The sequence below is a fragment of the Microbacterium sp. HD4P20 genome (assembly GCF_019449275.2).
GTDB lineage: Bacteria > Actinomycetota > Actinomycetes > Actinomycetales > Microbacteriaceae > Microbacterium.
The window spans coordinates 353,032-368,357 of sequence record NZ_JAHZQZ020000018.1 but is presented as its reverse complement, the minus strand read 5'-3'; the positions used below and the strand labels follow the sequence as shown (position 1 = coordinate 368,357).

The window sequence follows — 15,326 nt, the reverse complement described above, 5'->3', positions numbered from 1 at the left end:
ACGGAGCACCCGTATGCCCGCCGTAAACATCACCCTCCAGCCTCCTCCGGCCCCCGTCGATGCCTCGGTCGACCATGCGATCCAGGCGATCGTCGCGGGCGCGTCCATCGCCGAGACGTGCAGCACCGACCTCGCGGTGGGTCCATGGGACTTCGACACGCGGCCCGGCTACGGTCCCGGGTCGTCCATGGGCGACGTCATCCCGACGGGATCGCCCCGCCAGGGCGAGCTGCCCCGCGAGTACCGTGACGCATCCGAGGACGAGCTCGACGGGCGCATCCGCGCCGCCAAGGCGACGCTCGGCGAGCGCGTCGTGGTGCTGGGACACTTCTACCAGCGCGAAGAGGTCGTGCGTCACGCCGACTACGTCGGCGATTCGTTCCAGCTCGCGAACGCCGCGCTGGAGCATCCCGACGCCGAGGCCATCGTCTTCTGCGGCGTGCACTTCATGGCCGAGACCGCCGACCTGCTCTCGCGGCCTGAGCAGGCCGTCATCCTGCCGAACCTCGCCGCCGGCTGCTCGATGGCCGACATGGCCGACATCGACCAGGTCGAGGAATGCTGGGAGCAGCTCGCCGACGTCTACGGCGACATGGACGCGACGGATGCCAACGGCAAGGTCCCCGTCATCCCCGTCACCTACATGAACTCGTCGGCAGCCATCAAGGGCTTCGTCGGACGCCACGGCGGCATCGTGTGCACGTCGTCCAATGCGCGGACGGTGCTGGAGTGGGCGTTCGCCCGCGGGCGGCGCGTGCTGTTCTTCCCCGACCAGCACCTCGGCCGCAACACCGCCAAGGCGATGGGCGTGCCGCTGGAGCAGATGCCGATGTGGAATCCGCGCCGGCCGCTGGGCGGGGCATCCGTCTCCACCCTCGAGGATGCGCGCGTGATCCTGTGGCACGGCTTCTGCTCGGTGCATCGCCGCTTCACCGTCGACCAGATCGAGAAGGCACGCGCCGAGCACCCCGGCGTGCGCGTCATCGTCCATCCGGAGTGCCCGATGGAGGTCGTGGACGCCGCCGACGAGGCCGGGTCGACCGACTACATCCGCAAGGCGATCGAGGGCGCCACCGAGCCGACCACATTCGCGATCGGCACCGAGGTCAACCTCGTGCAGCGCCTGGCCGCCCAGCACCCGCAGCACAAGATCTTCTGTCTCGACCCGGTGGTGTGCCCGTGCTCGACGATGTACCGCATCCACCCCGGGTATCTCGCGTGGGTGCTCGAAGGACTCGTCGCGGGAGAAGTGCGCAACCGCATCGCGGTCCCCACGGATGTGGCCGCGCCGGCACGCGTGGCACTGGAGCGGATGCTGGCGGCCAAGCCACCGGCCGGCCGGGTCGAGAAGGCGTCATGACGACCGAAACCCCGCCACTGCGGCCGCACGCTGTCGTCGTCGGTTCGGGCATCGCCGGTCTCCTCACCGCGCTGCACGCCGTCGAACACGGCTGCCGTGTGACGCTGGTGACGAAGGACGTCCTCGACCACGCCAACACCCGCTTCGCGCAGGGCGGGATCGCCGGCGTCATGTTCGCCGATGACCGGGCCGAGGACCACGTCCGCGACACGCTCGTCGCCGGCGCGGGCCTCAGCGACCCGGCCGCCGTGCGCGTGCTGGTCGACGAGGGCCCCGCGCGCATTCGTGAGCTCGTCGAGCTCGGTGTGGCATTCGACCGCGACGGTGAGGGCACGTTCGTCAAAGGACTCGAGGCGGCGCACTCGTACCCCCGCATCTTGCATGCGGGAGGGGATGCCACCGGAACCGCGATCGAGAAAGCACTGGTCGCACGGCTGCGCGCGAGCGAGGTCGCCGTGATCGAGCACGCCTTCCTGGTCGACCTGCTTCGCGAAGGACCCCGCGTGCGAGGGGTCGACCTCCTCGTCGGCGAGACCCGCGACCGCGCGGGCACACGGCTGGTGATCGAGGCTGAGGCGGTGGTGATCGCGACCGGCGGGGCGGGTGAGCTCTACGCCCACTCCACGAACCCCGTCGTCGCGACCGGCGACGGCATCGCGGCCGCGATCCGCGCCGGCGCCTCCGTGGCCGACCTGGAGTTCTTCCAGTTCCACCCGACGGTTCTGCAAGGCAAGTCTGACGCCGTCGGGCCGGCGGCCGGGGACTCGTTCCTGGTGTCGGAGGCGGTGCGGGGTGAGGGCGCGACGCTGATCGATGAGGGCGGGCGCCGATTCGCGCTGGACGCGCACCCCGACGGCGAACTCGCGCCGCGCGACGTGGTCGCCCGCGCGATCGCGCGGGCGATGGAGGCGCAGAACGGTCGCCCGGTGTTCCTCGACGCGACCGGGCTGGGAGGATCGGATGCCGCTGCCCGTGCCGCCTTCCTCGCCCGTCGCTTCCCCACCATCGACCGTGCCGTGCGCGAGCGCGGACTGGACTGGGCGCGCGAGCCGATTCCCGTGACGCCCGCCGCGCACTACCTCATGGGCGGTGTCGTCACCGACCTCGTCGGGCGCACCACCCTGCCGGGCCTGTACGCGGTGGGTGAGGTCGCCCGCACCGGCGTGCACGGGGCCAACCGGCTGGCCTCGAACTCGCTGCTCGAGGGTGCCGTCTTCGGCGCGCGCGCCGGTGACGCGATCGCCGATGACGTGGCATCCCGAACCTGGCCCACGCATCCCCTCCTCCCCCCGGTTCGTTCGTCACATATGCCCGCCAGAACGGCACTTTCGCGTGCATATGTGACGAATGAACGGGAGGTGCGGGAGTTCTCGCGGCACGCGCTGCAGGAGCTCATGTGGGAGCACGCGGGCCTCGTGCGGGATGAGAGCGGGCTCGGGCACGCGGCATCCGTCATCGCCGCGTGGCGGACGCAGCCGCGCGCCCCGCGCACCGAGCACGAGTTCGAGGACGCGAATCTGCTGCTGGTCGCCGAGCACCTCGTCGCTGCCGCTCGCGCGCGTCGTGAATCGGTGGGGGCGCACTTCCGCGGCGACGCCGCCGCCGCGCCCATGCCCGTCGCCATCCCGAAAGAGGCCGTCGCATGCTGAGCCGCACCACCATCGACCGCGTCGTCGCCGCCGCCCTCGACGAGGACGCGCCGTGGGGCGATCTCACGAGCGAGTACCTGATCCCCGAGAACGCGCGGGCGCGGGCCGACCTCGTCGCACGTGAGTCCGGGGTCTTCAGCGGCGGCGACGTGTTCGCGGCGGCCTTCCGCCTGACCGATCCGCGCATCGAGGTGCAGCTTGTCGTCGAAGACGGCGAGTGGTTCGAGCCCGGCTCCGTGCTGGCGGTCGTGACCGGTCCCGCGCGGGGCGTGCTGACGGCAGAGCGCATCGGCCTGAATTTCGCCCAGCGTATGTCGGGCATCGCGACGCTCACCGGGCGCTACGTGGCTGAGGTCGCCCACACCCGCGCGCGGATCGCCGACACCCGCAAGACGACACCGGGGCTGCGCGCGTTCGAGCGCAAGGCCGTACGCGACGGCGGCGGTCGAAACCATCGGCATTCCCTGTCGGATGCTGTTATGGCGAAGGACAATCACCTCGCCGTCCTCTCGCGACGGGCAGAGCCCGCCGCGTGGGGCGCGACCATCACCGGCGCCTTGCAGGCCGCGAAGGACAGGCTCCCCCACACCACGCATCTCGAGGTGGAGGTCGACCGTCTGGACCAGATCGAGCCGGTCCTCGCCGCCGGAATCGGCACGATCATGCTCGACAACTTCTCGCTCGACGACCTCCGCGCCGGCGTCGCCCAGGTCGCGGGTCGCGCGACGGTCGAAGCCTCGGGCGGGGTGTCACTGGAGACCGTGCGTGCCATCGCCGAGACCGGCGTAGACGTCATCTCGGTGGGCGCGCTGACCCACTCCGCGCCCGCCCTCGACATCGGCCTCGACGTCCGCATCGACGCCCCCTGAACCGGCACGCCGATGAGCATGCTCTACCTCGACAACGCGGCGACCACACCGGTGCGACCCGAAGTGCTCGACGCGATGATGCCGTACCTCACGCGATGGTTCGGCAACCCGTCGAGCCACCACACCGTGGGCGAAGCGGCCGCCGATGCGCTGGCCGACGCCCGCGCGCGGGTCGCGCGCGTGCTGGGCATGCGCACCGGGGACGTCGTCTTCACGTCGGGTGGCACCGAGGCCAACAACCTCGCGGTGAAGGGCATCGGGCTCGGTGCGTGGCAGTCCGGCAGCAGACGCCACCTCGTCACGACGCCGATCGAGCACGAGTCGATCCTCGAGTCCGCGAGTTACCTCGAGCGCCTGCACGGCTTCACCGTCACCCACGCCGACGTCGACCGGCACGGCCGCCTCGCACCGGCGACCCTCGTGGACGCCCTCCGGAGCGACACCGCGCTGGTGAGCCTCGGGTACGCCAACAACGAGGTCGGGACGGTGCAGGATGCCGCCGCCCTCGCTGCCGCCGCGCACGAGCACGGCGTGCCCTTCCATCTCGACGGGGTCCAGGCCGCGGGCTGGCTGCCGCTGTCGGCCGTCGAGCTCGGGTTCGACGCGATCTCGCTGGCCGGCCATAAGCTCGGCGCGCCTAAGGGCACCGGCGTGCTCGCCGTCCGCGGGCGGATCCCGCTGGAGCCGCTCCTCCACGGCGGCGGCCAGGAACGCGGCCGGCGCAGCGGCACCGAGGACGTCGCCGGTGCAGTCGGCTTAGCAACGGCGCTCGAGCTGGCTGAGACCGAGCGGGTCGAGGCGTCCGCTCGCGTGTCCGCGATCCGCGATCGCTTCATCGCCCGCGTCCTCGGCGCCGTGCCGTCGGCCGCAGTGACCGGTGATCCTGTTCATCGACTGCCGGGAACGGCGAGCTTCACGTTCGCCGGGACGAGCGGCGAGGCCGTCCTGCTCGAGCTCGAGCGACGTGGCGTGGTCTCTTCGAGCGGTTCCGCGTGCGCTGCGGGCAGCGACGAGCCTTCGCACGTGCTGCTCGCGATGGGGGTGGCGCCCGCCGTGGCACAGACGGCGGTGCGCTTCACTTTTCCGCACGCGCTGCGAGAACCCCTGGATGCCGTCGCCGACGCGGTCGCGGCATCCGTCGCCGCCGTACAATCGGGCGGGTGACCTCGCCGAGCCTGCCCGCGCCCGTCGTGACGGTCATCGTTCCGGGCTTCGACGTCGAGGAGTACGCGCTCGAGGCACTCGATTCGCTGCGCGCGCAGACCTTCGGCGCGTGGGTCGCCATCCTGGTCGACGACGCGTCCGCCGACGCGACGGGTGCGATCTTCGACGCGGCCGCGGCGGCGGATCCGCGATTCCAGGTCGTGCACCACCGCGAGCGGCAGGGCCTCGGGGCCGCACGCAACACCGGGCTCGCGCACGTGCGCACTCCTTTCGTCGCCTTCCTCGACGCCGACGACAGATACACCCCGCACGCGCTGGACCGACTCGTCGCGACGCTCTCCGGATCGGGCAGCGATTTCGCCCTCGGCGCCTACGTGCGATTGCGGCCGGATGATGCGGGAGGATACGCGGCCGGGGACGTGCAGCCGTGGGTCGCCGCCGCCACCGACCCGGCGCGGACAAGCATCACGCTCGACGAGCACCCGGAGGCGTCGGGCAACATCGTCGCGTGGTCCAAGGTGAGCCGCACAGAATTCTGGCGGCGCGCGGATCTGCATTTTCCGGTCGGCAAGATGTACGAGGACCAGATCGTCGCCCAGCAGATGTACGCCCGGGCGCGTGCGTTCGACGTCATCCCCGACGTCGTCGTGCACTGGCGCGAGCGGGCGGACGGGTCGTCCATCACCCAGCACAAGGCCGAGCTGCCCGTGCTGCGCGACTACCTCGAGGCCTTGGCGGGCGGCATCGCGGTGCTGGATGCCGCCGGCCAGGCGCGGGCGGCGGCGGCTCGTGTCCGGCTCGTCCTGGCGATGGACGTGCCCCCGTTGGTCGCCCTCGCGAAGGAGCACCCCGACGATGCGTACCGGCGGGCGCTGGGCGGTTTCGTGCGGGAAATGTGGGCCAGGGTCGACGGCGGGCGCCCGGGCGAACCCGTCGCGACGGCTCTGGCCGCAGCGCGGCTGTGGTGATCCGCGCTCAGAGCGGGTCGGGAGCCGCGTCGGCGCGTCGCTCAGGGTGATCCGACGGCGGGACGGACTCGGCGATGTCGAGCTCCGTGTCGAGCACGCGGGTCGTCGCCAGCTGCTGAGCGGCGAGCTCCGCGTACAGCCCGCCGGCGGACAGGAGCGACGCGTGGGTGCCGGACTCGACGACGAGGCCCGCCTCGACGACGTGGATGACGTCCGCGGCGATCACGGTGGACAGCCGGTGTGCGATCGACAGGGTCGTGCGTCCGCGCGCCGCGGCGTCGAGGGCCTCCTGAACGACCCGCTCCGACACGGTGTCCAGGGCCGACGTCGCCTCGTCCAGCAGTAGGACGGGCGGATCCTTCAACAGCACCCGCGCGATCGCGATGCGCTGCTTCTCGCCGCCCGACAGCCGGTAGCCGCGCTCGCCGACAACCGTGTCGTAGCCGTTCTCGAACCGCTCGATCACATGGTGGATGTTGGCCGCGCGGCACGCGGCCTCCAGCTCGGCATCCGTCGCGTCCGGCCTGGCATAGCGCAGATTCTCGCGGATCGTGGCGTGAAACAGGTAGGTCTCCTGCGAGACGATGCCGACGTGGTCGATGATCGACTCCTGCCGCAGGCGCCGCACGTCCTCGCCTGCGAACAGGACGGACCCGTCGGATGCCTCGTACATGCGTGGCGTCAGGTAGAGGACGGTGGTCTTGCCGGCACCGGACGGCCCCACGAAGGCGACGTGCTGGCCCGGTTCGGCGACGAACGAGACGCCGTTGAGCGTCGGACGGGCGTCGGCCGACGCATCCGGGTACCGGAAGACCACATCACGGAACTCGATGCGTCCGATCGGGCCGGGGGCCTCGTCGACCGCGATGGCGTCGGGCGCGTCGCCGATCGCGGGCACCAGATCGAGGTACTCGAAGATGCGGGCGAACAGGGCGGCAGAGGTCTGAAGATCGAGCGAGACGCGCATCAGGCCCATCAGCGGCATCAGCAGCCTCGCCTGCACGGTGGTGAACGCCACGACGGTTCCGGCGGTGATGGCGTCGGTGCCTCCCACGATGAAGTAGCCCGACACGAGGTAGATCACGGCGGGGACGCTCGACATCAGCACCTGTACGACCGCGAAGAATCCCTGGCCGCTCATGGCGCGGCGAACCTGCAGCCGCACCTGGTTGCGGTTCTCGTCGCCGTAGCGCAGGGATTCGGTGCGCTGCCGGTTGAACGACTTCGACAGCAGGATGCCGGAGACGCTGAGGGTCTCCTGCGTGATGGCGGTCAGCTCCGAGAGCGACTCCTGCGTCTCGCCTGCGATCCGGGCGCGCACCTGCCCGACGCGCCGCTGCACGATCACCAGGACCGGCATGAGCACGACCGCGATGATGGTCAGCCGCCAGTCGATCAGGATCATCGCCACCAGAGAGGCGACGACGGTGACGGTGTTTCCGAGGATGCTCGTCACGGTGTTGGTGAGCACGCCCGAGACGCCCCCCACGTCGTTCTGGAGGCGGGATTGGATGACGCCGGTCTTGGTGCGGGTGAAGAAGCCGAGCTCCATCGCCTGCAGATGGTCGAACAGCTTCACACGGAGGTCGCCCGTGACACGGTTGCCGACAGTGGACGTGAGCCAGGTCTGCAACACACCGAGGGCCGCCGAGAGGAGGAACAGTCCGATCATGAGGCCCACCAGCCGCCACAACAGCGGGATGTCGGGCGGCGAGCCGTCCACCGGGAAGAGCGCATCGTCGAAGATGCGCTGCACCAGCAGCGGCGGGATGACCGCGATGCCGGCTCCCACCACCACGAGGACACCGGTGATCGCGATCGACGACAGGTACGGACGGAACAGCGCCACGACGCGGCGCCCGAGGTTCGGAATCTTCGGCGCCTCGGCGTTCAGCCGCCGCTGCGCCTCATTGTCGACGGGGCGGAATCCGGGATGGCCGCCACCACCGCCTCCTCCGCCACCGCGCATGCTCACGCACGTCAGCCTAACCAGGCCGCTGGACGCCACGGCTCGCACCCCACCGACCCGATCCCGCCGCGCTAGGCTTGCGCCATGACCTCGACGTCCGGAACGCCCGAGCACGACGGCAGCGATCTCGCCGAACTGCGCAAGGAGATCGACGCCCTCCAGGCGATCCCGCACGAGGAGGTCGTCAACCCGATGCCGAAGAACATCGAAGAGCGCGAACCCACACCACACGCGACCGACGCGATCGGCTCCGAGAAGTGGGACGAGTCCGCCGACGAGGAGACCCTCGAGGGCTGACCCGCCCGGGTTCACGATCCGTTTCCCGGAATCGGGAATGCGATGTCGGTCGCCGTCGTTATGGTGGAGGCTTGCCATCCTCGGGTGGCGTTTCTGCTGTCCATCCGAGCCCCGAGGAGACGACCTATGGCCGCCATCGACACCACTCCGGGAACCGGCAGCATCGCGGCCGTCAAGCCCGCCGTCGCCTCCGGCGTCGCCACCCTGGGCCGCGAAGAGGGCCGCGTCATCTGGCTGCTCCTGGCCGCGGCTTTCGTCGCCATCCTGAACGAGACGACCATGGGCGTCGCGATCCCGCACCTCATCGACGACCTCGGCATCACCGCGCTGGCCGCGCAGTGGCTGACGACCGCGTTCATGCTGACGATGGCGGTGGTGATCCCCATCACCGGGTTCCTGCTGCGCAGGTTCACCACGCGGACGATGTTCGTCGCGGCGATGGGCTTGTTCTCGACGGGAACGCTCATCGCGTTCCTGGCTCCGGGGTTCCCCGTGCTGCTCATCGCTCGCGTTGTACAGGCCTCCGGCACCGCGATCATGATGCCGCTGCTGATGACGACGCTCATGACCGTCGTGCCGGCAGCCATCCGCGGCCGCATGATGGGGCGAGTCAGCATCGTCATCTCGCTCGCTCCCGCGATCGGTCCCACGGTGGCCGGCGCGATCCTGAACTCGTTCGAATGGCGCTGGATCTTCGGCATGGTGCTGCCCATCGCCATCGTCGCCCTCGTGGTCGGCGCCCGGTGGATCCACAATCTCGGCGAGCCGACGCGCGCCCCGATCGACGTCCTCTCGGTGATCCTGTCCGCCCTCGGCTTCGGCGGCCTGGTATTCGGCCTGAGTCAGCTGGGCGGCGGCGGGCACGGCACCGGTGCCGAAGCGGCAGCCGCGAGCGCCACCTCCACCGCGACGCTCGTGATCGCGCTTGTCGTCGGCGTCGTGGCGCTCGGACTGTTCGGTTGGCGTCAGGTGCGGCTGCAGCGCAACGACGACGCGCTGCTCGACCTGCGCGTGTTCCGCTCCGCGAACTTCTCGCTGTCGATCGGGCAGATGGTGATCATGTCGATGGCGTTCTTCGGCGCGATCACGGTGGTGCCGCTGTATCTGCAGCGCGTGCTCGAGGTCGATCCGCTGCAGACCGGGCTCGTCGTGCTTCCGGGCGCTCTGGCGATGGGGCTTCTGGGTCCGGTCATCGGGCGCATCTACGACCGCCGTGGCACGACCGTCCTCCTCGTGCCGGGAGCGGTGATCACGACGGCGATGCTGTGGTTCTACACGACCTTCTCCACCGAGACACCGGTCCTCCTGGTCGCTGCAGCGCAGACAGTGCTCTCGATCGGGCTCGCGTTGTCGTTCACGCCGCTGTTCACCGCGTCGCTGGCCTCGCTGCAGCCGAAGTTCTACTCCTACGGGTCGGCGATCGTCGGTACCGCGCAGCAGGTGGCCGGTGCCGCCGGCATCGCGCTGATGTTCGGTGTGATGTCGGCAGCGACGGCGGCCGCGTCCGCGAACGGCGCGGGCGATGTCGCCTCCGAGGCGGCCGGCACCCAGGCGGCCTTCCTGGTCGCCGCGTTCCTCTCGCTGCCGCTGCTGGTGGGGGCGTTCCTGATCCGCAAGCCCGTCGACCAGCCGATGGGCGCGCCGGTCGCGCACTGAGCCACATCAGTGGTGGATGACCGCCTTGAGCACGATCAGGATGCCGCCGAAAGCGGCCGTGATGAGACCGCCCAGCAGGCGTGAAGTCCAGTGTGTGCTCCACGCGGCGACCGCGATCCAGCCCAGCGCGCCGAGCATCACGGTGTTGACGATGAGCGCAAGCCAGATCGCGAGGGTGTCGTCGATCACGTCGGTCGTGCCCGACAGCAGAACCAGCAGCGGCGGCACCGACGCCACGAGAAGACCCAATGAGTGACGGGCCGAGGCCAGCAGGCTCTCACCGAGCCCGGCCTTCCCGTCGGTCATCGCGAGACGGCCCAGCGTCCCCGCGTACACGTGAGCGAGGTAGAAGACGAGCACCGTGACGGCCGTCGTGACGAGGGCGTTGACGGAGGTGCCGACGAGAGAGCCGCTGACGACGATCATTCCCGACACCAGGATGAGACCGTAGACGGCCTCTTCTGACTTGAGGAGGCGGGTGAGGCGTGGGGTCAGCCGCAGCTGCTGGCCGGTCACGGCGGTGGTGTGCGAGGGGAAAGCGCTCGTCAGTCGATACTGCAGCTGCCACCGCCGCAGCACGAGCCCGAGGACTCGACCACGGTGAGGAGGCTCTTGTCCTCTGGCACGGGCTGGAGGGTGACCGGGGCGGGAAGCTGCGACGTCGTCATGGCGACCATGCTACCCGTGCCGCGGCGCGTGAGATCCGTACAGCGCACGGGCCGGCTCCTACAAGCGCACGCCCTCGGTCTGACACGTCGGGCAGTACTGCGCCGAAGCGCCCGAGAAGGAGAAGTCGCGCACCGTGTCGCCGCAGACCGGACAGGATTCGTTCGTGCGCCCGTGGACGCGCATCGCCGCGACCTTCGCGGGCTTGAGCTGGTCGATGGGGACGCCGCGACGGGCGCCGATCGCATCCCGCAGCACGGCGACAGTCGCCTCGAAAAGCCGCTGCCGCTCCCCGTCGCCAAGCGCGGCGGCGTGCGCGACGGGTGAGATCATCGCCGCGTGCAGGATCTCGTCTGAGTAGGCATTGCCGATCCCGGCGAGCGACTCCTGCTCCTGCAGGATCGCCTTGATCTGCTTGCGGCGTGCACCCAGGGCCGCGTCGAACGCGGCGCGAGTGAAGTCCGGGTCGACGGGATCGGGCCCGAGCTTGGCGATGGCCGGCACTTCGCGCGGGTCACCCACGACGAAGAGTCCCAGCGAGACCCAGGTTCCGGCATCCGTCATCTCCATGGCCACCTCGCCCGAAAGGCTCACGGTGGCCAGGGAGGGCGGCCGGGTGGCGTCGGCTCCGGTCTCGTCGTCATCGCCTTCCACCCAGCGGATCCAGCCGTGGCGTCCGAGCGATACGACGAGGCTCTCGTCGCCGAACATCACCTCGATGTGCTTGCCGTGACGCGCGGCACCGGTGATGGTGCGCCCGATCAAGGTCGCCGGGGGTGTCGCACGCGTCTTGACGGTGCGGAACTCGAGGATGTCCACCGCCTCGACGGTGCGGCCCGATGCCGCGGTGTCGAGGAATCCGGCGAGCGCATCGACCTCGGGCGACTCAGGCATGCGCCCATACTGCCACCGGCAGCCGACACTGACCTGTCAGGCGTGCGCGGGCGGGCGATGTGGAATGGGCTCTGGCTTGATCGCCCCGGCGCCGCGCGAACGTTGGACCATCTGCACGGCCGCTCGGAACATTCCCTCGAGCGAAGGGTAGCGCGCTGTGCCGAACCCGATGGACACCCAGACCACCTCGTACTGTCCGGTCTCGAGCAACTCCACGTACGCCACCACACTGGCGGCGTCGCTGCGCGCCACGCTGCGATCGCAGAGCCGCCACGAGCGCTCGGCCAAGGGCACGAGCGCCAGTTGATGGACATCGTCACGGTACATGTCTTCCTCCTGTGCGCACGATTACTCGTGCCGGTCTGCCGGCATCTGCTGCGCGCGCTCGATGCGTCGGCGCTCGGGCGATTCACTCGGCCGCGCTCTCATCGAGCCGCGGTCGGTTCCCTGTGCCGGATCGGCGGTGCGCTCGGCGTCTCGCTTGTGCTCGGTCGGCGCGACGATGCGCCATACGCTCGCGTTGTGGGCCATTGCGAACCTCCTGAACACAGCATGCGCGCGGTGTCCGCGTGGGGCCAGGGGGTTGACACATCTGGACCCCCCGGATAGACCGGCGGATGCCGCGGCGGCAGTGGCTGCATCCGGGGCTACGCGTGCCCGAGCGGAGTGTCAACCCCCTGCGCTTGGCCCTACGGGCGTCCGTAGCGTCGTGACAGAACAGTGTCGGCCGCGGTTTGCCCACGCGCGCCCGTGACCGGCAGCGGCATACCGAAAGGAGTACACCATGACCGTCGCCCGCGACATCATGACGCCCGACCCGCGCTGTGTGGGCGAGAACGAGACCCTCGTCGAGGCGGCACGCCTGATGGCATCGCTCGACGTCGGAGCCCTCCCCATCTGCGGAGAGGACAAGCGGCTGAAGGGCATGCTCACCGACCGCGACATCGTCGTGAAGTGCCTGGCCCAGGGCGGAGATCCTGCGACCACGAACGCCGGCTCTCTCGGCGAGGGCAAGCCGGTCACAATCGGGGCCGACGACGACATCGAGGAGGCCCTCGAGACGATGCAGCGTCACCAGGTGCGTCGCCTGCCCGTCATCGACGGCCACGACCTCGTCGGCATCATCAGCCAGGCCGACATCGCGCTGGCGCTGGATCCTCGCGCCACTGGCGAGACGGTCGCCGAGATCTCGGAGTGACCACCCCGCCGAATCCGCACCTCCATGCCGACGGCAGGCGCAGACCCTCGTGGCCGGCACCTGCCGTCCGTTCTGTCACGAGATCCTTCGGATGCCCTCGAGGAGGCCCTCCCGGCACCGCGTGAGAAATTCGGCCTGATCCTGGCCGACATGGTGGAGGAAGACCTCGTCCGCGCCGACCGCGGCGAGCATCGCGATCCGCTGTGCAACCTCGTCCTCATCGGTGCTCACGAGCACGCCCCGGCGCAGCGCATCGGGGTCGTTCGGGTCCGAGACGCGATCGAACTCCTCGGGTTGCATGATGTCCCACATCAGCTCTGCGGGCGCCGTCGCGTGCCGCCACTGGTCGGCGGCCAGCTGCAGCGCCTCGGACTCGGTGGCAGCCAGACTGATGTGCACCTGCACCGCGCAGGGGCCGGTGCCCCCGGCATCCCGATACGCCGACAGGATCTCGCGCACCCTGTCAGGGTCGTGGCCGACCGTGATCAGACCGTCGGCCCACGACGCCGCCCACGATGCCGTCGGCGCCGACGCCGCCGCCGCGCGCAGCGGTGGGGGCTGCGGGGGACGGCTCCAGACACGGGCGTCGTGCACCCGGAACATGCCGTCGTGGTCGACGCGCTCCCCCTCCAGCAGCCGACGCATGACCGACACCGACTGCCGCAGTCGTTCCTGACGCTCGTCCTTCGGAGGCCAGGGGTCCCCCGTGACGTGCTCGTTGAGCGCTTCGCCGCTTCCGAGCGCGGGCCAGAATCGCCCAGGGAACATCTCCGCGAGCGTCGCGATCGCCTGCGCCGTGATGACGGGGTGATAGCGCTGCCCGGGTGCCGTGACGGTGCCGAACGGCAGCGACGTCGTGGCAAGCGCGGCGCCGAGCCAGCTCCAGGAGTACCCGGATTCACCCTGAGCCAAGCCCCACGGCGCGAGATGGTCCGAGCACATCGCACCATCGAAACCGGCGCGCTCGGCCTCCTGGACGTCAGCTAGCAGTTGCGAGGGAGGAATCTGCTCGTGCGAGGCGTGATAACCGAGGAAGACCATGCTCCCAGCCTGTGCGGTGCGCGCGAGGGCTGCCACGGCGTTGCCTCGGCGCCGGGATCGTGGTAACCGCGTGTGGTCGACGAGTGCACCGAGGACGCGGTCGTGACCCCGCCCTCGCGGTACCGTGGAAGCGGACCGCCATGACTGACGCATTCGAAACCACCCTCGAGGAGCTCGAGCGGTCGCCCGACCGCCCCGAGCGCTTCAGCGCGTCATTCCTCGCCGTGCTGCCGGTCACCGGCGCGGCGGTCTCGACCGTCGGCCGGCTGATGGGCAGCGAGACCGTGTCGGCGACAGACGACGTCGCGGTCCGTCTGGACGAACTGCAGTTCGATCTGGGCGAAGGGCCGTGCTGGGAAGCCGTGGGGGGCGCACGCTTCGTCGCCGAGCCGGATTTCCGCAGCGAGGGGGCACGCCGCTGGCCGCGGTTCGCTGCTGCGGCCTCTGCCGAGGACGACATCGCCTCGATGTTCGCTCTTCCCCTCGCGGTCGGCGACCTCAGGTTCGGGGCGGTCGATCTCTACTCGAGGCGGCGGCTGCTGCTCGAGGACGCCCATATTCGCCAGGCGACCGCGATGGCGGAGATCATCGGGCGCCATGTGCTGCGCGACGCGTTGTCGAGCCTCGCGGACGACGTCACCGCCGATGAGAAGCCGTACTCGCGGCGGATGGTCCACCAGGCGACCGGCGTGGTGCTCGCACAGCTCGATCTCTCGGCGGACGACGCACTGCTGGTGATCCAGGCGCACGCCTTCGCGACCGGCGAGAGCGTCGCGGAAGTGTCGAAGAACGTCGTGACGGGGAGGCTGCGCTTCGACCGCCAGGCCTCCGGAATCGAGGCGACACGATGACAGCGCTCACGCGGGAGGCTCGACTGCTCGAGACCTTCGCGACCCTGGCAGACACCCTCGTCGACGACTACGACGTCGTCGAACTGCTGCAGACCCTGGTCGACGCGTGCCGTGACCTGCTGGACACGACCGATGCCGGCATCCTGCTGGCCGACTCCACGGGGGTTCTCGAGCTGATCGTCTCGACCAGCGAGGCGGCCGAGCTCGTGGAGGTCATGCAGGTCGGCGCCCAGGCGGGCCCCTGCATCGAAAGCTACCGCACCGGAAGTCGCGTGTCGCTGCCGAACGTCGAGGAGGCTCCCGAGATGTGGAGCGAATTCCGTCGCACCGCCGTCGAGAACGGATTCGCCGCGGTCGAGGCGATTCCGATGCGCCTGAGGGACGTGACGATCGGAACACTGAACCTGCTGCGGTCGACTCCCGGGTCACCGCCGGACGACGATGTGGCCACCGCGCGCGCCTTCGCCGATGTCGCCACCATCGGCATCCTCCACGAACGCACTCTGAGCGAGTCCGAGGTGCTCTCGACGCAGCTGCAGACCGCGCTGAACACCCGTGTCATCATCGAGCAGGCCAAGGGCGTCGTCTCTTTCACGGCGGGAGTGCCCGTCGACGCGGCGTTCGCCCTCATCCGCACGTATGCGCGTCATCGAGGACTCCGCCTGGGAGCGGTGGCGGCGCAGTTGGTGAGTCGCGAGATCCGCATCGGTCCTGATCTGCACTGACCGTCTCAGCAATCTCCCG

At 70.0% G+C, this 15,326-nt stretch carries 17 protein-coding genes; 10 read left to right on the top strand and 7 right to left on the bottom strand.

Features of this window, described 5'->3' with window-relative positions; genetic code table 11:
- Positions 1-13: 13 nt before the first annotated feature.
- The 5 genes from nadA to K0817_RS15040 are packed head-to-tail and all read left to right on the top strand — an operon-like array spanning position 14 to position 6,010.
- A complete protein-coding gene (nadA, locus tag K0817_RS15060) occupies positions 14-1,360 on the top strand; it encodes a quinolinate synthase NadA (protein ID WP_219982324.1) in 1,347 nt (448 codons plus the stop codon).
- Positions 1,357-3,009, top strand: coding sequence for an L-aspartate oxidase (gene nadB, locus K0817_RS15055; RefSeq protein ID WP_219982323.1), 1,653 nt, complete (start codon positions 1,357-1,359; stop codon positions 3,007-3,009). The genes nadA and nadB overlap by 4 nt, the downstream gene beginning before the upstream one ends.
- Positions 3,003-3,878 carry a carboxylating nicotinate-nucleotide diphosphorylase gene (gene nadC, locus K0817_RS15050; RefSeq protein WP_219982322.1) on the top strand — a complete coding sequence of 292 codons (876 nt, stop codon included), beginning with the start codon at positions 3,003-3,005 and terminating at the stop codon, positions 3,876-3,878. The genes nadB and nadC overlap by 7 nt, the downstream gene beginning before the upstream one ends.
- An 18-nt stretch (positions 3,879-3,896) precedes the next feature.
- Complete coding sequence (locus tag K0817_RS15045; RefSeq protein ID WP_219982378.1) at positions 3,897-5,042, top strand: cysteine desulfurase family protein; 1,146 nt, start codon at positions 3,897-3,899, stop codon at positions 5,040-5,042.
- 11 nt (positions 5,043-5,053) lie between these two features.
- On the top strand, positions 5,054-6,010 hold the full coding sequence (locus tag K0817_RS15040; RefSeq protein WP_219982377.1) for a glycosyltransferase family 2 protein: 957 nt from the start codon (positions 5,054-5,056) through the stop codon (positions 6,008-6,010).
- Positions 6,011-6,017: 7 nt separating this feature from the next.
- Here the strand turns inward: K0817_RS15040 and K0817_RS15035 are convergent, their stop codons facing one another.
- Positions 6,018-7,979 (bottom strand): ABC transporter ATP-binding protein, encoded by a 1,962-nt coding sequence (locus tag K0817_RS15035; protein ID WP_219982376.1) that lies wholly within the window; start codon positions 7,977-7,979, stop codon positions 6,018-6,020.
- 84 nt (positions 7,980-8,063) lie between these two features.
- Here K0817_RS15035 and K0817_RS15030 point away from each other — a divergent pair, with 84 nt between their 5' ends.
- Both K0817_RS15030 and K0817_RS15025 read left to right on the top strand, forming a co-directional pair.
- Positions 8,064-8,276, top strand: coding sequence for a hypothetical protein (locus K0817_RS15030; RefSeq protein WP_219982321.1), 213 nt, complete (start codon positions 8,064-8,066; stop codon positions 8,274-8,276).
- A gap of 126 nt (positions 8,277-8,402) precedes the next feature.
- Positions 8,403-9,932, top strand: coding sequence for an MDR family MFS transporter (locus K0817_RS15025; protein ID WP_219982320.1), 1,530 nt, complete (start codon positions 8,403-8,405; stop codon positions 9,930-9,932).
- A 6-nt stretch (positions 9,933-9,938) separates the two neighbouring features.
- Here K0817_RS15025 and K0817_RS15020 read toward each other — a convergent pair whose 3' ends face one another.
- Genes K0817_RS15020 through K0817_RS15005 form a run of 5 tightly spaced genes read right to left on the bottom strand, consistent with a single transcriptional unit; the run spans position 9,939 to position 12,023 of the window.
- Positions 9,939-10,448, bottom strand: coding sequence for a hypothetical protein (locus K0817_RS15020; RefSeq protein WP_219982319.1), 510 nt, complete (start codon positions 10,446-10,448; stop codon positions 9,939-9,941).
- Between the two features lie 29 nt (positions 10,449-10,477).
- Positions 10,478-10,600 (bottom strand): hypothetical protein, encoded by a 123-nt coding sequence (locus K0817_RS18595; protein ID WP_301339968.1) that lies wholly within the window; start codon positions 10,598-10,600, stop codon positions 10,478-10,480.
- Between the two features lie 58 nt (positions 10,601-10,658).
- Positions 10,659-11,492 carry a DNA-formamidopyrimidine glycosylase family protein gene (locus K0817_RS15015; protein ID WP_219982318.1) on the bottom strand — a complete coding sequence of 278 codons (834 nt, stop codon included), beginning with the start codon at positions 11,490-11,492 and terminating at the stop codon, positions 10,659-10,661.
- A gap of 36 nt (positions 11,493-11,528) precedes the next feature.
- A complete protein-coding gene (locus K0817_RS15010; protein WP_219982317.1) occupies positions 11,529-11,819 on the bottom strand; it encodes a hypothetical protein in 291 nt (96 codons plus the stop codon).
- Between the two features lie 21 nt (positions 11,820-11,840).
- A complete protein-coding gene (locus tag K0817_RS15005) occupies positions 11,841-12,023 on the bottom strand; it encodes a hypothetical protein (RefSeq protein ID WP_219982316.1) in 183 nt (60 codons plus the stop codon).
- A gap of 253 nt (positions 12,024-12,276) precedes the next feature.
- Here K0817_RS15005 and K0817_RS15000 point away from each other — a divergent pair, with 253 nt between their 5' ends.
- A complete protein-coding gene (locus K0817_RS15000) occupies positions 12,277-12,690 on the top strand; it encodes a CBS domain-containing protein (RefSeq protein WP_219982315.1) in 414 nt (137 codons plus the stop codon).
- 75 nt (positions 12,691-12,765) lie between these two features.
- Here K0817_RS15000 and K0817_RS14995 read toward each other — a convergent pair whose 3' ends face one another.
- Positions 12,766-13,767, bottom strand: coding sequence for a TIGR03885 family FMN-dependent LLM class oxidoreductase (locus tag K0817_RS14995; protein ID WP_308211907.1), 1,002 nt, complete (start codon positions 13,765-13,767; stop codon positions 12,766-12,768).
- 104 nt (positions 13,768-13,871) lie between these two features.
- On the opposite strand from K0817_RS14995, the gene K0817_RS14990 reads away from it, so the two are divergent.
- Together K0817_RS14990 and K0817_RS14985 are read left to right on the top strand one after the other, a co-directional pair.
- The gene (locus K0817_RS14990; protein ID WP_219982314.1) at positions 13,872-14,582 is read left to right on the top strand and encodes a GAF and ANTAR domain-containing protein; all 711 of its coding nucleotides are present in this window, start codon (positions 13,872-13,874) and stop codon (positions 14,580-14,582) included.
- Positions 14,579-15,307: a GAF and ANTAR domain-containing protein gene (locus K0817_RS14985; RefSeq protein ID WP_219982313.1), complete on the top strand. Its 729-nt coding sequence runs from the start codon at positions 14,579-14,581 to the stop codon at positions 15,305-15,307. Before K0817_RS14990 ends, K0817_RS14985 begins: the two co-directional genes overlap by 4 nt.
- Positions 15,308-15,326 lie beyond the last annotated feature (19 nt).